Annotated in this window: 11 protein-coding genes; 3 read left to right on the top strand and 8 right to left on the bottom strand. The window is 42.3% G+C overall.

From position 1 onward, the window contains the following. Window positions 1-8: 8 nt before the first annotated feature. The 5 genes from G631_RS0116820 to G631_RS0116840 all read right to left on the bottom strand — a co-directional run bounded on the left by G631_RS0116820 (window position 9) and on the right by G631_RS0116840 (window position 8,443). Window positions 9-3,596, bottom strand: coding sequence for a DUF5717 family protein (locus tag G631_RS0116820; RefSeq protein WP_026490428.1), 3,588 nt, complete (start codon window positions 3,594-3,596; stop codon window positions 9-11). Window positions 3,597-3,718: 122 nt separating this feature from the next. Beyond that, the gene (locus G631_RS0116825) at window positions 3,719-4,927 is read right to left on the bottom strand and encodes an ABC transporter permease (RefSeq protein WP_026490429.1); all 1,209 of its coding nucleotides are present in this window, start codon (window positions 4,925-4,927) and stop codon (window positions 3,719-3,721) included. Window positions 4,928-4,939: 12 nt separating this feature from the next. Continuing rightward, window positions 4,940-6,148 (bottom strand): ABC transporter permease, encoded by a 1,209-nt coding sequence (locus G631_RS0116830; RefSeq protein ID WP_026490430.1) that lies wholly within the window; start codon window positions 6,146-6,148, stop codon window positions 4,940-4,942. A gap of 12 nt (window positions 6,149-6,160) precedes the next feature. Then, the gene (locus G631_RS0116835; RefSeq protein WP_026490431.1) at window positions 6,161-7,732 is read right to left on the bottom strand and encodes an efflux RND transporter periplasmic adaptor subunit; all 1,572 of its coding nucleotides are present in this window, start codon (window positions 7,730-7,732) and stop codon (window positions 6,161-6,163) included. 12 nt (window positions 7,733-7,744) lie between these two features. Then, the gene (locus G631_RS0116840) at window positions 7,745-8,443 is read right to left on the bottom strand and encodes an ABC transporter ATP-binding protein (RefSeq protein ID WP_026490432.1); all 699 of its coding nucleotides are present in this window, start codon (window positions 8,441-8,443) and stop codon (window positions 7,745-7,747) included. Between the two features lie 419 nt (window positions 8,444-8,862). On the opposite strand from G631_RS0116840, the gene G631_RS0116845 reads away from it, so the two are divergent. The 3 genes from G631_RS0116845 to G631_RS0116855 all read left to right on the top strand — a co-directional run bounded on the left by G631_RS0116845 (window position 8,863) and on the right by G631_RS0116855 (window position 13,690). Further along, window positions 8,863-9,645: a formate/nitrite transporter family protein gene (locus G631_RS0116845; protein WP_026490433.1), complete on the top strand. Its 783-nt coding sequence runs from the start codon at window positions 8,863-8,865 to the stop codon at window positions 9,643-9,645. A 314-nt stretch (window positions 9,646-9,959) separates the two neighbouring features. Further along, window positions 9,960-12,899: an ATP-binding protein gene (locus tag G631_RS20500; RefSeq protein ID WP_051197348.1), complete on the top strand. Its 2,940-nt coding sequence runs from the start codon at window positions 9,960-9,962 to the stop codon at window positions 12,897-12,899. Between the two features lie 23 nt (window positions 12,900-12,922). Then, window positions 12,923-13,690, top strand: coding sequence for a response regulator (locus tag G631_RS0116855; protein ID WP_026490434.1), 768 nt, complete (start codon window positions 12,923-12,925; stop codon window positions 13,688-13,690). An 89-nt stretch (window positions 13,691-13,779) separates the two neighbouring features. Here the strand turns inward: G631_RS0116855 and htpG are convergent, their stop codons facing one another. The 3 genes from htpG to G631_RS0116870 all read right to left on the bottom strand — a co-directional run bounded on the left by htpG (window position 13,780) and on the right by G631_RS0116870 (window position 18,747). After that, complete coding sequence (gene htpG / locus G631_RS0116860; RefSeq protein WP_026490435.1) at window positions 13,780-15,909, bottom strand: molecular chaperone HtpG; 2,130 nt, start codon at window positions 15,907-15,909, stop codon at window positions 13,780-13,782. 242 nt (window positions 15,910-16,151) lie between these two features. Further along, window positions 16,152-17,180: a peptidylprolyl isomerase gene (locus G631_RS0116865; protein WP_051197358.1), complete on the bottom strand. Its 1,029-nt coding sequence runs from the start codon at window positions 17,178-17,180 to the stop codon at window positions 16,152-16,154. A gap of 166 nt (window positions 17,181-17,346) precedes the next feature. Beyond that, window positions 17,347-18,747, bottom strand: coding sequence for an NAD(P)/FAD-dependent oxidoreductase (locus tag G631_RS0116870; protein WP_026490437.1), 1,401 nt, complete (start codon window positions 18,745-18,747; stop codon window positions 17,347-17,349). Window positions 18,748-18,787 lie beyond the last annotated feature (40 nt).

The raw sequence follows: 18,787 nt of genomic DNA on the forward strand, positions 1-18,787 counted from the left end.
CTTATTCCTTATCCTTCTGTGTTGTTCTCATAACCTGTAAAAATCATGTTACAGATGTTCTTTTTGTGATAGTACTCCGAAAGGAGCCTGTCAACTGTTTCGTAGTCCTGGAGCGTCTCTCCGATCATGATATCGTTTATCATTCCATATCTGCCACCGGCAATATTCTTGACTATATCGCTCTTTGAAATTGTTCCGCTTCCAGTGGCTGTCTCAGTGCCATCTTTGCCCTCTTCAGTAATGTAGTACTGAAGCTTTTCTCCAAAGAAAAGCACAAAGCTTATAACATATATTCCATCAAACATCTCTCGCATAGAGCGGGTCTGATACTCAGTCTCTGAATCAGAATCAATCCTATAGTGGATAACGCAGTGAGTGCCGGGCCTTGTTCTGTGCTCTAGCATTGTCTTGTCGTTAAATTGCACCATGTCAGGGCAAAGGTCTTCAAACTCCTTGTAGAAGGGGAAATGAATATCCTTTTCCATGAGGTACCTGAGGAACTCCCTGGCAACATCTTCATTTATCTCCTCATCAGTGCTCTTTTCTGTAGCATAGTATCTAAGATATGCAAGCTTGCACACATCCTGAAGAGGTACATGGTCAAGAGCTAACTTCTCAATTTCCTCAAAGATAAATCTGTCAGCTATCTTGCCATGGACAAAGCTGTCATAGGCGCTCTGAGTAAGGAAAGCCACCTCAATATCAGTGTTGGCTCCGCTCTTTACATACTGTCTGAAGATTTCTATCTTTTCCCCTACATAAGAGCCAGTATAGAGCATCTGTATCAACATTCTCTCGCAGAGAACGTAGGTATCAAGGCCAAAAGACTCCGCTGCCTTCCACACATTTCTCTGCTCCTTGAGAGTTCCCTCGAAATACTTAACAAGGTATCCCAAAAGCTGCTCATCATATTTGCCATTTGAAAAGGCAAAGTAGGCTATCTCAATTTCCATAGGCGCAGCCTGATACTGCTGCCTGTCTATCATCCTGCCGCAGAGACGCAGGATTGTCTTTGGATCAACTCCAAAGGTTCCATAGGTCTTTACCCAGTCAAGGGCCTTGTCGTAAAGCCCTGCCATTACAACAAGCTCTAGTATCTCTGCTCTTTCTTTTCTCGAGAGCCTTGCTGGATCCACGTCCATAAGGTACTCTGTTAGCTGCCTTGTAAAATCATTGTCATAATAAAATCTGATCAGATTATTTCTGATCTCGTTTCTACACTTCTCTCTTACAAGTTCAGAAGACGCCAGGTCTCTATATCTGCCCACATTATCCATAGTGATACTATAGGCATTCTTGCCAAGATCGCACAGGAAAAGATCCAGATTCTCCTTGCCCTTTTGAATGTAAGGAATTGCATAGGCCGCAAGTTTTCCCGGAAGCATCATCTTAATGTTACTGTAAGGAACAGAAGTAGCATATCTGTTGTCGTCCCTGTCTGCCAAAAATACGCAGTAATCGCTGCCATAAAGTGGCACGTAGGCGCATCCGTCAGTCAGAGGATACTTCATTTCTCTTTCGCACTTGTCATAAACTACAACTACTGTGCAGACTCTTTTGTCCGTAGTCCTGATCTCTGAGGTATACAATACGCTAAGGACCTTAGAAGCATTGGCTGCATCAACCATCTGCTTGGTCAAAAGATTCTTGTATAGGTAGCCAAGATCCCTATTTATCCTGCCCTTATCAAGCTGAGCCATGAGATACTTCTCAATCTGAGGCTTGTAGGAATCGTAGAGCTCAGGATACTCTTCCCTGTTCTCATGGATGTATCTGTAGAGAATAGCATTCTTGTCATAGTCAAGGTCGCTCTGATAGGAGAAGTACATAAGTACCATCCTGTTGATCTCGCAGGGAAGAAGCCCATTCTCATCGGTGTAGATGGACATCATGTAGTACTCATAGAGCCTTGTTATTCGAAGCTGGCTCTCTACGCCCTTGGCATACCACTCAAAGGCTCCCTTGTCGGTACGACCGCCCTTTATCAAAAGAGCTACTATCGCCTCTAAGATCTCGTCTCCGCCCTTTATCATGTAGCAGGCTTTTAGGATCTTAAAGAGCTTTTCGTTGTAGTTTCTGACTCTCACCGCCTGATAGATGATCTGATCTATAAGGTTAAGACTTATTACTTCCTTTTTAGCTCCATACTCCAAGATGTAGAGCTCAAACTCATCAAGGCGAGTCAGGATTGATGGAGACTCATTTAAAAGATTAACCGCCTCCAGATACAGGATAGGGCTCCTGCAGCCATAGGAAAACTGCTCTTCCAGCATCATCCATTTTCTGGGGCTTGAAGCGCTAAATTCATCTGATACATATTGTATAAGCCAGGCAATGCGCCAGTTATCAGGGTTTCTCCTAAAGATACCCTCAAGTCTCTCTGATATGTCGTTGACAAAGCTGTCCTCTCTGCTGCAGAGAGTAGAAAGATACAGATAATAGCTGTAAAGTGTATCTCCAGGCGCTTCCTCAACTTCTCTTGCTGCCTGATCCAGTATCCACTTGCCTTCGTTGACTCTTCCGGCAGTTATATAGTAATGAGCTGTGTACAGCCTAAATTCAAGATCTTTTTCATCAAGGGCGTTCATCTTGGTAATGACCTTGCCAGTTTCTGAGAGCCAGGCCCTTGGATTTATCTTCTTGCAGCTAAAGTTCTCGTAGGCCTTAACAAGTTCAACCAAAAGCTTTTTCTTTTCCTGATAACTGGAGGTAGGAAGCCTGTCGTCTACGTTTACAGAAACGGTAACCGGGAGGGAAACCTTGGTAAAGGCATTCTCATAGGTTACCATGGCAAAATTGTTGCCTCTGTGGAGCTTATCCACCTTGAGTTTTAACTTAGTGTGACAAATTGAGCCGGTAAAGTCGTCGTCTTTAAGTTTTTCTTTTTCCGGGACAATGAAATCTCCGTCGACATTGACTGAAAGCTCAGAATAGCCCCATCCGCTTCTGGTGATAGAAACTGGTATTTCACGTAAGGTACTGGTATATTCAAGTGTCTCTTCCTTCTCATCCAGGATAAAGGACATGGGCTGTTTCTTGTTGATAGCGATCAGAAATTCCTCGACATTCTGCTCATTGCCGGGAATTGCGCTAAGGCCCCTGTAAAGGCTCTCGTAGCTATCGTCATTGCCGCTGAATATAGAAATAAACTCACCAGAATAAAAGAGGTCAACAGCCTCTCTCCAATCAGTCTTGGCCAGATTTGCAAAATGAAACAAATTCTTGATGTCACCAAGGCTTGATGCGATATGATCAAGCTTTACAGTGACTACGAAGGGGAGAAAGTATTCTCCCTGGTTTGAAATGATGCGGAAGTCTCCCTGAAGGACATCGCCCTTGCCAAGGCCTTCTGCATTGAATCTATAAGATACTTCATATGGTGTTCCAGAGAAATCTCTGGTGATGACCTGCATTCTCATGTCAGTGGAAGATACTTCCCCTACAAGGAGTCTGTCCTCAGGGCCAAAAATAGTGAATGACCCTTCCACAACTTCCCCTGCGCTAAGTGAAATTTCCACACGGGAAGTAGAGAAATCAAGATTTCTCTCGTAGTAGCTATTTTTCCCTTTAAGCAGCTGATCAACAATCTCTCTCACAATACACCCCAAAAGCAAACATATATACTAGATATTATAGCACAAAAGAGCCCGCGGTGCGCACGTATTCTCAATGTTCCTCCCTCCGCTCACGCTTGTGGCTAGGAGCGGAGGTGCGGTGGTTACTCGGTGCGGAGGGCTTCGATTGGGTCGAGGGCTGCGGCTCTTTTGGCGGGGTAGATACCAAAGAAGAGGCCGATTGCAGTTGATATGAGGACTACGATGACTACCAGGACCGGATTGACTATGAAAGCAAAGTCAATGATCTTGCAGATAAGGTAGGATATTGCAAGGCCCAGAAGGAGGCCGATAAGGCCACCTGTAAAGGTGAGGATTGAAGCCTCAGCCAGGAACTGGGTCAGGATTGAAGAAGTTCTAGCGCCCAGGGACTTCCTGATACCGATTTCTCTTGTTCTTTCTGTAACTGAAACAGTCATGATGTTCATAACGCCGATTCCGCCAACAAGAAGTGAAATAGCAGCGATAACAGCTACTACTGTGGTTATGATGTTAAGAATTGTATTTGTGGTTTCGTCAAAGCCGTAGCCGGAAGAAATTTTTACCGCATTTTCTCCCCTTAGTCCCATGACGTTTTCCACAACAGATCTTGTTTTTGAAAGAACCTGATCCTTGTACTCACTGTCTGTGTAAATTGTGAAACCATGAACATTGCTCTCCATATCGATCATATAAAGATCAAGCATAGATGTATAGGGCATTGTCACAATAAATGAAGGCTCATCAAAAAAGCTTGCATAGGCTGTATCAAGGGTATTATCCTTGCGGACTCCCACAACAACATACTCATCTGTCGCTCCATAAGCGCTTACTTCCAGGAAGTTTCCCACAACGTCTTCATAGCCAAAAAGTTTTGTTGCAGCTGTCTGGCTGAGAACTACCACTTTCTTGGCTTCATCCACATCGGATTTAATAAGGAATCTTCCGTGGATCATCTCAACCTGGCCTGACATCCCGGAAGCTGGGGTTTCTCCATTGACTATAGCATCAAAGGTCTTATCTCCCATCACAAGCTGGCCTCCATACTGAAGTCCGGGAGATACTCCATCAATATCGCTTATATTGTTTTCGATAAGGTCAAGCTGGTCCTTGGTAAAGCCTTTATCTGTTTTGGTATCATCAAGGGTTACGGAAATGGTGGTGGCTCCTATAGAGTCCATTTCGCCATTTACTGTAGCCTTCATGCCATCCCCAATTATGAGCACAGTAAGTACGGCAGCTATTCCTATGATGATGCCAAGCATCGTAAGGAAAGACCTGCCTTTATTACTTTTTATGCTGGATATTGCGCTTTTTACATACTCTAGATACATTTATGCTCCTGTTTATAACCTGAGTGCGTCGATTGGTTTCATCTTGGCAGCTTTTCGTGCTGGATAAATTCCAAAGAAAAGTCCTATAAGTACCGAGAAAAGAGCTGCTCCAATTACGGAAGTTGGTGTGATTATCACATCAAATCCAATAAGGGTGCAGATTATGTAGGCCATGACAATGCCAAGGATGATTCCGACTATTCCGCCAAGGAGTGTCAATATCGCGGCCTCAGCAAGGAACTGGGTCATAATAGCTCCAGTCTTGGCTCCTATGGACTTTCGTATACCGATCTCTCTGGTTCTTTCCGTTACCGATACCAGCATGATATTCATTACACCTATGCCACCTACAATAAGAGATATGACTGACACCAGTAAAAGGAACTTAGTGGCATAGCCAAGGATAGTGTCAAGCTGTTCAGAAATATCAGCCATGCTATAGGCATTAATAGCCTTGATTCCATGAAGTCCGTGAGTGTTTGTAAGTATCTCTTTTGCCGTATTAATTCTATCAGTAAGGATAGACTGATCTGCAAAAAGAACCATTGAATAGAAGTTGTCTACATAAATATCAAAATCTGCCCCAAGAGATGTGTAGGGAATCTCGATAGTTGCGCTGTAGTCCTGGCCTTCCATGATAAAAGAGTACATTCTGTTCATGTTCTCGCGAAGTCCCACTACAGTGTAGGTTGCTGTTTTTCCCCATATAGTAATGTCTATGTTAAGTCCTATTGCATCTTCTGTTCCAAAGATTTTCTTGGCATCATCAAGGAGCATAACGCATACTCTCTGGTTGCTATCAACCTGCTGCCTGGTAAAATATCTGCCCTTTACTATTCCATTGCTGTAGGAATACTCAAGGCTTTCAGTGCCGCCAGAAACGTACGCGGAATAGGTTTCTCTTCTTCCTGCCACCTTTCCATAAACTGAAAAGTCAGGAGAAACGCCCTTGATATCAGGCATAGCTTCTTCCAAAAGATCCATATCGTCCTTGGTAAAGGTTTCCGAAGTCTTGGAGGAATCGATGCTGATATTGCCATAGTTACCTGCGATATCATTAAGCTGGCTGGTAACAAAATGGCTCATACCATTTCCAAGAGAAACAACAGCTATGACCGCCGCGATACCAATAACTATTCCCAGCATGGTCATGACGGTTCTATAGCCGTTACTTATTATCTGTTTAATTGCGCTTTTAAAATATTCGCCGAATTTTCCCATAATCCTGATTATTTACTGAGGCATAACTGCCACTGCCATTCCCTCTGTAAGAGTGTCATAATTTCCTGCGATAACCATATCTCCAGCGTTAAGTCCCTCTACAATCTGAGCCTGAGTGCTGGATGCAATACCAATAGTAACGTTCTTGCGGGCAACAACTCCGTTGTCATAAACATATACAAAATCTCCCTGGGCATCAGTCTGAACATACTCATATGGAAGAACCAGCGTATTATCAGCCTTCTGAGCATGGATCTTATTATTTGCCTCTACGCCAAGGATAATGTCTGAATCAGGATTTTTAACCTTGATAGTTGTAGCTACAACCGCAACACCGTTATTATTCTTGGTAGCTGCACCAGCAATCTTCTCAATCTCGCCATCATAGGCCTTACCGTTTATTGTGATATCAACCTGCTGTCCTATTGCTATCTTAGGAAGGTCACTCTTTGAAATCTGAACCAAAACTTCAACGTCATCAAGATTTTCAAGAGTAAGGAGCTGGGCTCCGTTTGCAGCAGTCGCACCTTCTACAATTGCAACATTTGTTACAACACCATTAAAGTCGGCCTTAATTCCCTCTTTTGCCTCAGAAATCTTATCCTTGCTATCGCCCTGGGTCAGCACTGTAGAATCCTTGGAAGCCTTGGAAGATGTAGCCTGGCCGGGGTTGATATATGCACCCTTGGCAGCATTAAGATTTGTCTGCTCAAGAGTAAGTGCTGTGATCTGATTGTTCCAGCTTATGATCTCTGGGTCATTTGTAAGGGCATACTGGATCTCGGCAAGAGAGTTCTGGGTCTGAAGGTACATTTCATTACCATTTTCGTCCTTTCTCTCCATTGGATCATAGCCCTCTTCCTTGTCGGAAATGCCATTTTCATTGTAGTCATTAAGGAGCTTATTAAGCTCTGTCTGTGTGCGCTGAAGTCTTGTTGTCTTTTCACTGATCTTGTTCTTAAGGTCCTGAATTTCAAGAGTGATGTGATTTAATCTGTCCTGGATCTGATGAAGTGACATGCCCTGTGCATACTCTCTGTCATAAGCATTGGCTGTTGTGTACATGCTGTTGTAAGAGCCTTCAGCCTGAGTGATTGCAAGGTCTGCAGTCTGCTCTGCAAGATTAAGAGCAGATTCATCATAGGAAAGAAGCACATCTCCTGCCGCCACCTTGTCTCCAACCTTGACATTTACGCTTGATACAGGCGCAGTCACCTCGGAAAAATAAGTCTTGGACTCTGCACTCTGCACTGTTCCTGAAATAGAAAGCACGTTCTCGATTGTTCCAAGGCTTGCTTCCTCAACCGGAACATATACAACCATATTCTTGGCTGCATTTAATCTGGACACTACAAAGAATACTATCAAAAGAGCTACAACGCCCAGAGCAATAAATCTTTTCTTTACCCTCTTCTTGGGCTTTTTAGCTATTTCTGTAGTCTCATATTCTTCGTAAACAGGTGCTTCACTAGTAGCCTCACTTTTACTTACCTCAGCCTTTTCGTTGTCTGCATTTACCACTGTCTGAGCCGCAGTATCTGCTGTATCTTTTGTTTTTACCTCAAGTTCCTTATCCTGTGCCATATTGCCTCCCTATTAATCCTTGTAGTCTTTGTTCATGATATCTGAAACTATCTGTCCGTCAGATATAGTTATTATTCTCTTTGCCTGTGCTGCTATTCCCGGGTCATGAGTGATTATGATTACTGTTCGACCCTCTTTATATAATTTCTTGATAATGCTGATGATTTCCTTACTAGAGCCTGAATCCAGGTTACCAGTTGGCTCATCCGCAAGAAGAATTGGTGGTGCCTGGGCTATAGCCCTAGCAATAGCTACTCTCTGCTGCTGACCACCTGACATCTCATTGGGCCTGTGAGTCATTCGGTTTCCAAGTCCCACATGATGTAGCGCATCCATGGAAAGCTTGGCTCTTTCCTTTTTACCCACACCTCTATATATAAGAGGCAGCTCAACATTCTCAAGTGCTGTCAGAGATGGTATCAGGTTAAAGCCCTGGAAGATAAAGCCTATCTCCCTGTTTCTGACATCAGACTGCTCGTCATCTGTCATATGGGATACATCCTGTCCATGTAAAAAATATTTGCCGCTGGTTGGAGTATCAAGACACCCCAGCATATTCATAAGAGTGGATTTTCCTGAGCCAGACTGGCCTATGATTGCTACAAACTCGCCCTCACCTATTATCAGGTTGACGTGATTAAGAGCTTTTACTTCATTGACCCCGGGATTGTATATCTTAGATACATCCTTTATTTCTACAAGTTTTTTCATAACTAACCTCTATCGTCACTTCCCGTGATTATCGCAAAACAAAGTTTCCGTTGTATAAAATCTAATCAACATACTTTAGATTATGCTTTTAAAGTATTTTTGTAAACATAAAGCAACAAAAATACACAGAATCTACACGATTTTTAATGTCTTTTAATCGTTTTCGTTTTTAATTATCCCCTATTTTTGCGAAGATTTCTTGCAAAGATTCTAAATTTTTTATAAAATCATTTAGTTTGCTGCAAAATAATTGCTGCCTTCAAAAAGGTGCCCACAACATATTGTGTTTTTGCATGCAATAATATACTATATTAAGTATATGATATAGGTGTCAAAAGTCACAAATGCTTGCATGTTATGCATTTTGACTTTATGTCCCAAACAAATATGAGTAGTTAAGTATTCAGGAGGAACAATCAATGAAATCACCTGCAGAAATCGCAGTAAAATATGAAACAGTAGGAAAGGGCAAGACAGAAACCGGCGTATTAAAGACCTTTCTACTTAGTATCCTGGCTGGTGCCTTTATAGCTCTTGGTGGTCTTGGAAGTCAGATTGCAAGCTGCTGCGCAGCTGACCCTTCAAGTGCCCGCATGATCAGTAGTGTTGTCTTCCCAATAGGTCTTTTTATGGTCCTTATAGGCGGAGCTGAGCTCTTTACCGGAAACTGCCTTATCTTTATCCCTGTATTATCAGGTAAGGCCAAGATTTCTGGCATGCTAAAGAACTGGGTCATCGTTTATTTTGGTAATATGGTTGGTGGTTTTCTCATTGCCCTTACAGCAACTTATTCTCACATATATTCCTTTGCAAATAATGCCCTTGCAGAAAATGTAGTATCAACTGCAGTTACCAAGGCTAATATTTCCTTTAGCGACGGGCTTCTCCGCGGCATCCTCTGCAATGTACTTGTCTGCATGGCTGTATGGTGCTCTTTTTCAGCAGATGAAATAGCCGGCAAGGTCCTTGCTCTCTGGCTTCCTGTAATGCTCTTTATTATCTGCGGTTTTGAGCACTGCGTAGCTAACATGTACTTCATCCCTGCAGGAATGCTCGCAAGCGCTGAATATGGAATTTCGGCTCAGGGTCTTTCACTATTTGGCTTTTTTGTAACTAACCTTATTCCAGTAACAATTGGAAATATCATAGGCGGAGCTGTCTGCGTAGGTGCTATGTACTATGCAATCTATCTAAAAAAATAATATGCCTGATAACTCTGATTTATCTAGCCTATTTTTATCATCGTTATATCGTATTTTTAGTTGCAGAATTATGTATCATATTCTGCAACTTTTTTGTATAATTATTTTGATATAGGGATTCAAAGTCATAGGTTGCTATGCTTGCATAAAGCAACATATGACCTTGAAGACCGAACAAATATGAGGAATACGCAATTTACGAAGTAAATTAGCGATTTCCGAATATTTGTAGAATAGAGGGAGTTTCGAAGAAACAAAGCAATTCATATATCATATATGCACCGCCGCGCTTTATGTCATGAGGGACCTGATCTATGAAAAAAGATAAAGCTAAGACCTTTCAGACCATTCTGGCATTTGTTATTAATATAGCCGTGTTCCTACTGCTTTCTTTTTATTGCGCATTTACCGGACTCAATGAAGATAGCATGAAAGTAGCTTCAGGCGGCACTACATATTTTACCTTTTTTCTTTCGCCATTTCTTTTGATAGGAGCCTTATATGGGTACTTTCTGGCCCTATTTGCTTATGTTTTTTCTTTTATACTTTCCCTTATATTCAATACCGCCAACGCCTACAATATGGTCGTTCTTCTTATGGCGATGCTGATGTTTTCTGCTTTTTCACAATATTACTACTTCAAGACCATAAAAAAGACCATAATCAGTGCAGCTGTAACTCTTTTCATCACTTCGTTCTTTGAGCTTGCCTGCTTTTCACTTATCCCCAACAATGAGTTTAGGCTTTACAGATTTTTTGATTATACGACCTATCTTTTTAGGGATACCCTTGTAATTTTTTCTACTGCAATCTTTTTCTATTTGTACTATACCAAGTGCCCCGATTTCCTAAAGTATCCCTTCCCGCTTTCAATCCGCTATACCAAGGAATTTAGTGGAGAACATGATTATCTTATAAATCACAGAAAGACAAAGATAAGCATGAAGATCACAGCCATAATCGTATTCGTAGAGATCATCCTTGGGCTTTCTGTTGCTGTATTTATGGTAGTTCTTTTCCCAGATATCAAGAAGATAATTTCAGACTCAGTAAATTCAAGCTACCTATTTTCTCAGCAGGCAACTGTTTTTCAAAATGATGTGCTGGATGAACTGCAGAGTTTAACCTTTACCTTTGACACTACTGTCTTGGGATATGACCTTAAGATGCTGCTTCTGATGATGTGCATCGGAATTCCTATGGCCGGATTTATTAATTTCTATGTTAAGACCTGTATAGGCGTTCCCCTTGGCAACATGTCAGATTTTATGGATAAGTATTCCAGAGCCGATGATGCCAAAAAGCTTGAAGTCGGAAGGACTGTGGATAATCTTAACGTAAGATCCCATGACGAGATCAGGATAGTAAATGATTCCATAAAGGAAACTGTCCACGCCGTGGAAGCCTATATAAACCGCCTGCAGGAGGAACAGGAGCTGGAAAAAGAGCTAGAGGTTGCAACAAGAGCTTCCGAAGCCAAATCCTCTTTTCTCTCAAATATGTCCCATGAGATCAGGACTCCTATAAACGCAGTTCTGGGTCTTAACGAGATGATAATAAGGGAAAGCAGCCAGGAGTCAATCGTCGAATATGCAAACAGCATAAAGAGCGCCGGAAACTCTCTTCTTAATATAGTTAATGATATTCTGGATTTTTCAAAGATTGAAGCGGGCAAAATGGATATTCTGCCAATGCCTTATCATTTGGGCTCAACTATAAACGACCTTATAAATCTGATATCAGCAAGAGCAAATGATAAGGGGCTTGCCCTTGAACTTAATATTGACCCCACCCTTCCAAGCGGCCTTATAGGTGATGAGATCAGGATAAAGCAGTGCGTCAGCAACATTCTCACAAATGCCGTCAAATACACTGAGGAAGGCTCTGTAACACTAAACATCAGCTACAGAAAAAAAGATGAAGGCAGTATTTACTTGAACTTCCAGGTAATTGACACTGGAATTGGCATAAAGGATGAAGACCTCAAAAAGCTCTACTCTCCTTTTGAAAGGATTGAAGAGAGCCGAAACCGCACTATTGAAGGCACCGGGCTTGGCATGAGTATTGTACAAAAGTTACTAGCTCTTATGGGTTCAAGCCTCAATGTTTCCAGTATTTATGGTGAGGGTTCCTCTTTTTCTTTTGAAATTGTTCAAAATGTTGCTTCCTGGGATGAGCTTGGTGATTTTAAAGAAAAGTATAAAGAATTTGTGCGGTCTCAAGAGAAGTATCATGAGAAGTTCAGAGCTCCCGAGGCTGAAATTCTGGTAGTAGATGATACTCCAATCAATCTCACGGTCGTAAAGGGTCTTTTAAAGGCAACTCAGATCAGAATTGACACCGCAGAAAGTGGAATGGAAACCCTTGAAAAGGTTCAGAAAAAGAAATACGATGTCATCTTTATCGATCACAGAATGCCGGAAATGGATGGTGTCGAAACTTTGCATGCCATGAAGGAGCTTTCCGGAAATCTCTGCAAAGGTGTTCCCTGTATTGCTCTTACAGCCAATGCAGGAGTTGGTGCCAGGGAAGAATACCTGGCAGAGGGATTTGATGGCTATCTGTCAAAGCCCATTGATGCAGCTCTTTTAGAGGATATGTTAAAGAGCTACCTGCCAAAAGAAAAGCTAATAGATGTTTCAAAAGACTCTAAAGACAGTGAAAAGGCTGATTCTGCAGGCGATGCAGATGTACTGTCTATGCTAGAGGGAATAGATTTAAGTGAAGCTATCAAAAACTGCGGAAGCCGGGACCTTCTTACAGATGTGGTAAAAGAGTTTTTGACAACCATAGATTCCAAGGCTGATAACATAGAAAACTTTGCAAATAGCGATGACTACAGGAATTATACAATTAGTGTGCATGCTCTAAAGAGCTCTGCAAGGCTTATTGGTGCTATGAAGTTATCTGAAATGGCTGCCTTTCTGGAAGACTGTGGAAATAAAGAAGATGCTCCTGAGGTAAAAAATAAAACTCCTGAGCTTTTAGCCCTTTATAGAAGCTACAAGGACAAGTTGTCAAAGATAAATGGCAATGAATCTGATAAGGAACTGCCCCCTATTGACGAGGAGACCTTGGAAAGGGCCTTTCGTGATATGAAAGAGCTCATTGATGCCTATGACTATGATACAGCAGATGGCATCATGAAGATGCTCGCAGAGTACAGTATTCCTGACAAGTATCAGGATAAATATAGCAAGGTAAAGATTCTTTTGTCCAACGTAGACAGAGATGAGCTTTTAAAGCTGTTATAGATATTGGTTAATGAGGATCGATTATGGAAAAAAGAGTGATTTTAGTAGGTGATAAAAAAAGCTTTATGGTGACCTCCATTGCAGGCGAGCTTCAAAGCCAGGGGTTTGAAGTCCTGCAGGCGCCACCTGACGTGACAGCAATTGAACATCTAGAGAATAAACCAAATGTCTACCTTGTCTATGTGGATGATATTGAGGAGATGATGGAGTTCTTTGTATATCTACGGGACAAGGCCATAGAAAACACGCTTTCTATAAGCGTAATAGGCTCTCCTGATGAAATAGAAAAAATCTACACAGCAACCACCAAAGATAAGATTGCAGCTGCATTTGTCAGGCCTGTCAATGTAAAAGAGCTTGGGGCTAAGATGCTGGAAATAGTTGCGGCAGAAGAAGTAAGACTTCAAAAGAAAAAGATTCTTGTTATCGACGATGATGGCACGATGCTGCGAACCATAAAGAGCTGGCTCTCTGAAAAGTACCAGGTATTCATGGTAAATTCCGGAATGGCAGCCATCACTTTCCTGGCCAAAAACACTGTTGACCTTATCCTCCTTGACTATGAGATGCCTATCACAAATGGGCCAAAGGTCCTTGAAATGCTAAGAAGCGAAACCACCACCAACGATATCCCTGTCATGTTCCTGACTGTAAAGGGTGACAAGGAAAGTGTCATGAACGTAGTAGCTCTTAAACCCGAAAAATACCTCTTAAAAACCATGCCACCAGCAGAGCTTATTGCAAATATCGATGAGTTCTTTGAGAAGCAGAAAGCGAAACAATATATTTAGTTTTCGATATAAAAAGGACGTTTCAGGTTACTCAAAAGCTTCTGAAACGTCCTAGCATATTGTATTCTTTTAAATTATGATATATCTGATCATTTTGTAAGTGTCAGCATGATCTCATTACTACGAGCGATGAACTTAGTCATAGCCTCGCCCTCAAGTGGTGCATTCTGGATGCGAGCAAGATCGTAGAGCTGCTCGCAGATCATCTTTGTATTGTTTGCATCTTCATGCTCAAGTACATACTGTACAAGAGGATGGTTAGCGTTAAGAATAAGTGTCTGGCCTTCTGCGCCAAAATCTCCCATTCCCATTCCGTTCATGGCATACATCTTCATCATGTCAGCCATACGTCTGGACTCTTCTGATACTGTAAGCATAGAAGAAAGCTTCTTGTCCTTGAGCTTTTCAAGCTTAACGGTGAGCTTGTCGTTCTTAAGAGCTTTCTTAACCTTCTCGGCAAGAGTTTTCTCTTTTTCTGCAAGTTCCTCTGCTGCCTTCTTGCCCACTTTGGACTTGAAGGTATCTGTAAGGTCTGCATCGATTCTCTTGAAGGAAATGCCCTCATTCTTGGCCTCAAGCTGCTGCATGAAAGGTACATCAATTGAGTGGTTCATGATGAAGGCTTCCATCTTCTGAGCCTTAAACATGTTGATGTACTGGCTCTGCTGCTGCTCATCTGTTACATAGTAAATTGTGCGAGGCTCTTTCTCTTTTTCCTCGTCCTTCTTGTCATCAGCTGTCTGATCCTTGGGAGCGTCTGCGCCATCTGAAACTGGCTTACCCTCAGAATCTACAACCTCTGCCTGAACCTTCTCACCATTCTCATCAGTAGCCTCTTCCTTGGCAGCTGCTTCCTCAGCCTCTTTGTTGATCTGAAGAGCCTCAGGAGTTGTAAGATACTTGCCATCAAGGTTCTTGAACAGGATATAATCTGTCATCTTCTGGCAGAACTTGTCGTCGCGAAGGCAACCATATTTGATGAATGGGCTGATGTCATCCCAGTACTTGTCATAGTTCTCTTTGTCAGTCTTGCAAAGACCTGCAAGCTTCTCAGCAACCTTCTTGCTGATGTACTCTGAAATCTTCTTGACAAAACCATCATTCTGAAGCGCTGATCTTGATACGTTAAGAGGAAGATCAGGACAGTCAATAACACCCTTAAGGAGCATGAGGTACTCAGGAATAACTTCCTTGATGTTATCAGCAATGAATACCTGGTTGTTGTAAAGCTTTATAGTTCCCTCAATTGACTCAAACTCCATGTTGATCTTAGGGAAGTAGAGGATACCCTTTAAGTTGAATGGGTAATCCATGTTAAGGTGAATCCAGAATAAAGGCTCCTTGTAGTCGCGGAATACCTTTCTGTAGAACTCCTTGTACTCCTCATCTGTGCAGTCCTTAGGAGTCTTAGCCCAAAGAGGATGTGTATCATTAAGAAGCTGAGGACGTCTTTTTATCTTGAGCTTTCTCTCCTCTTCCTGAGGCTCCTCGCCCTCTTTAGCCTCTTTCTTCTCAGGCTCGATAGTCTCTATAACTACATCGTCATCGCGCTTTTCAGATTCCTTGATGGTCTCTGTGCCGTCCTCGTTCTCCTTGGACAGGTAGATCTCATAAGGCATGAATGAGCAGTATTTCTCGATAACTTCTCTAGCCTTGTACTCGTTGCAGAACTCAAGGCAGTCCTCTGAGAGGTGAAGTGTGATTGTTGTACCAACCTCAGTCTTCTGACCGTCGCTCATCTCAAAGTCTGAGCCGCCATCGCAGGTCCAGTGTACAGACTCAGCATCTGACTTGTAAGAGCGCGTATCGATGTCTACATAATCAGAAACCATGAAGGTTGAATAGAAACCAAGACCAAAGTGACCAATGATCTGATCTGCGTTAGCCTTGTCCTTGTACTTGTTAAGGAAGTCTGTAGCTCCAGAAAAAGCTACCTGGTTGATATATTCCTCAACCTCTTCTGCTGTCATACCGATACCATTATCTGTGATCTTGATAGTCTTCTCTTTGTCATTTAAAACTACATCTACACGAGGTTTAAATCCCTCTGGAAGTGTGTACTCACCCATCATATCCATCTTGCGGATCTTGGTGATAGCATCACATGCATTTGAAATTACTTCTCTGTAAAAAATATCATGATCCGAATACAACCATTTCTTGATGATTGGGAACATGTTCTCGCTGTTGATTGAAAGATTACCTTTTTTTGAAGCCATAATTCTCACTCCCTTTTTAATAATTCTGTTCATATTGATAGTCTGATAAATCTGTCGCTTACACAATTTATCAGAATAAATGTGGGCGTATCTTGCCCACCAAGTTCTAGTTTAAGACCCTCAAAAACAAAAGTCAATAAAAAATTAGCACTCACAATATGTGAGTGCTAACAACGTTGTTAATCAAGTCTTTATTATTAAATTTGTGCATTATCTATTGATAGACATATTTCCTGGTTCAATCACTTGAAATATACATCATACACCTTCCATAAATCTGAAGTTGTCACTGCTTCGTTGGAAGTTACTTCGATGGAATCCCACAAATCTTCATTGAGCTCTTTTGTGAGAGTATCAACAAAGGCATCATATTTCTCCCCGAAGACTTCTCTTTTTCTCTCAGCGACAATCCTGACCTTGTTGTATTCAGTCTGCTCTCTGTTGAAGGTGGATATACATTTGATGATAACGTATCCGTCAGAAGTTTCCACAATCCCGCTTACTTCATCAGTTCCAAGGTTAAAAGCAGCCTGTTCATAGGCTTCATCCATCTCTCCCTTACCAAAGGAAATTGTGGATTCCTCAGCCTCGTTATAATTGGTCATCAGTTCTTCAAAGGTGCTGCCTTCTATGAGCTGATTTTTGATGCTGGTAGCCTTAAGATATGTGGTGTTCTTCTCTGATTCATTGAAGGGAACCTTCTCGCCAGCTGCATTAAGGCTGTAGGTCTTTAAAAAGATCTGCTCAACTGTGATAGTTCTAGCCTCGTCATCACTGATCTCCGGATTGATGTCCCTTATAATGTAGTCATAGACCTTGTCTGCAAGAGCGTATTCAGAATACACCTGAAAGATTGTATCCTCTGTTGCCCCATACATGGCATCAACATCTGACTGATTTAGAGTATCGTAGTAGGCAGCTGCTGCCTCTCTGGCATTTTGAAGTTCCTCTTCATCAAGTGTTATTCCCATATCCGCAGCCAGAAGGTTCATAGCCTTTATCTGAGCAAGCTTGGCAAGAACCGACTCTTTTAACTGGGTAGATACTGTGCCCTGATCTGTCTGAGCTTCCCATATCTGCGAGCCAAAGGTGTTCTCATAGCCATTCTGCGTGTTGATGAGGTAAACCATAACTTCCTGAATACTGCAAACACTGTCCTCTATTCTGAATACCTCATTATTAGAAAAGCCCGTGGTAAACACCACCTTGGCGGTCCCTTCAGAAAGGCCGCAGCCAGTAAGCCCACACAAGCTTGTTATAAGTAAAGCCATGCATAGGCTACGCTGGAATATATGAACTTTGTGTTTTGCTTTTGATTTCGCTGCTATTATCATCACTTGTTCTGCTTCTTATGTTTCTTATGCTTCATGCCTTGTTCTAGCTAGGCCGGGGTGTGCTGTGCCTGCGCTAAACTCGCGTTTATTCAAGTTGCTTATCTCAGTCAAGGCTCTTTATGATGCTGCGGGCAACGCTAAGGCCGTTGGCACTTGCCTGCTGAAGACCACGAGTAACACCGGCGCCGTCACCGATTGCGCGAAGGCCCTTAATGCTAGTCTCGAAGTCCTTGTTGACAATTACCTTATTAGAATAGAACTTAACCTCAACGCCGTACAGAAGTGTCTCGTCAGAGGCTATACCAGGTGTGACCTTATCAAGAGCCTGGATCATCTCATCAAGATCTACCATGATTCTGTGAGGAAAAACTAGTGAAAGATCTCCAGGTACCGCATCCTTAAGTGTAGGAATCAGGTTGTTTCTGCAGAGTCTCTCCTCTGTTGTTCTTCTGCCACGTCTGAAGTCTCCGTAAGTCTGAACAAGAATCTTACCGCCACAGAGCATGTTTGAAAGCTCTGCAATCTTCTTACCATATTCGATAGGAGTCTTGAAAGGCTTAGTAAAGTTCTTGGATACAAGAAGAGCAAAGTTTGTGTTGTTGGTCTTTAGCTCTTTTCCCTTATAAGCATGTCCGTTAACTACTGCAAGTCCGCCATCATAGTACTCTGTAGCAACCTCGCCTGATGGATTTGTACAGAAGGTACGAACCTTATCATCAAAGGTTGGTGTGTGGTAGATAAGCTTGGCTTCATAGAGGTTCTCATTGAGGAACTGCATAACTTCATCTCTTACCTCGACACGAACGCCCACGTCAACGGTTCCAGGCTTAGTCTCGATGCCGATTTCCTCGCACTTATCCTTAAACCAGTCTGCGCCCTCACGTCCAACGGCTGAAACTACTTCTCTTGCGTAGATTTCCTCGCCCTTGTCAGTCTTTACTCCCTTACATACGCCATCCTCAACGATGATCTCTGTAACCATTGTGTTAAACTCAATCTCAACGCCCTGAGAAAGGATATGCTCCTGAAGCTTACTGTAAATCTTGTAGCCTTCCTCTGTTCCAAGGTGTCTGATAGGGCACTCAACAAGCTTAAGGTTAGCGTTGATGGCCTTTCTACGGATCTCGCGAAGCTCAACTTCCTTGTCGATTCCGTATACACTCTTATCTGCGCCAAACTTAAGATAGATTTCATCTGACTCGTGGATGAGCCTTGTAGCCTCATCATAGCCAAGGATATCAGGAAGTGTTCCACCTACATCTGGTGAAAGAGAAAGCTTTCCATCAGAAAAAGCACCAGCTCCTGCAAAGCCTGTTGTAATTGAGCAAGGCTTGCAGCCTGCGCAGGTCTTAGTTACACGCTTGGGGCAGTTTCTCTTTTCTATAGAACGTCCCTTTTCTATCATGAGGACCTTAAGATCAGGTCTTTTCTCCATCAGCTCATAGGCGCAGAAAATTCCGCCAGGGCCAGCTCCAATAATAACAACATCTACATTTTTAGCCATAAAAATCCTCCATATAAAAAGCTAAATGTGTATAAAAAAT

The sequence above is a fragment of the Butyrivibrio sp. XBB1001 genome, from assembly GCF_000424505.1.
GTDB lineage: Bacteria > Bacillota > Clostridia > Lachnospirales > Lachnospiraceae > Butyrivibrio.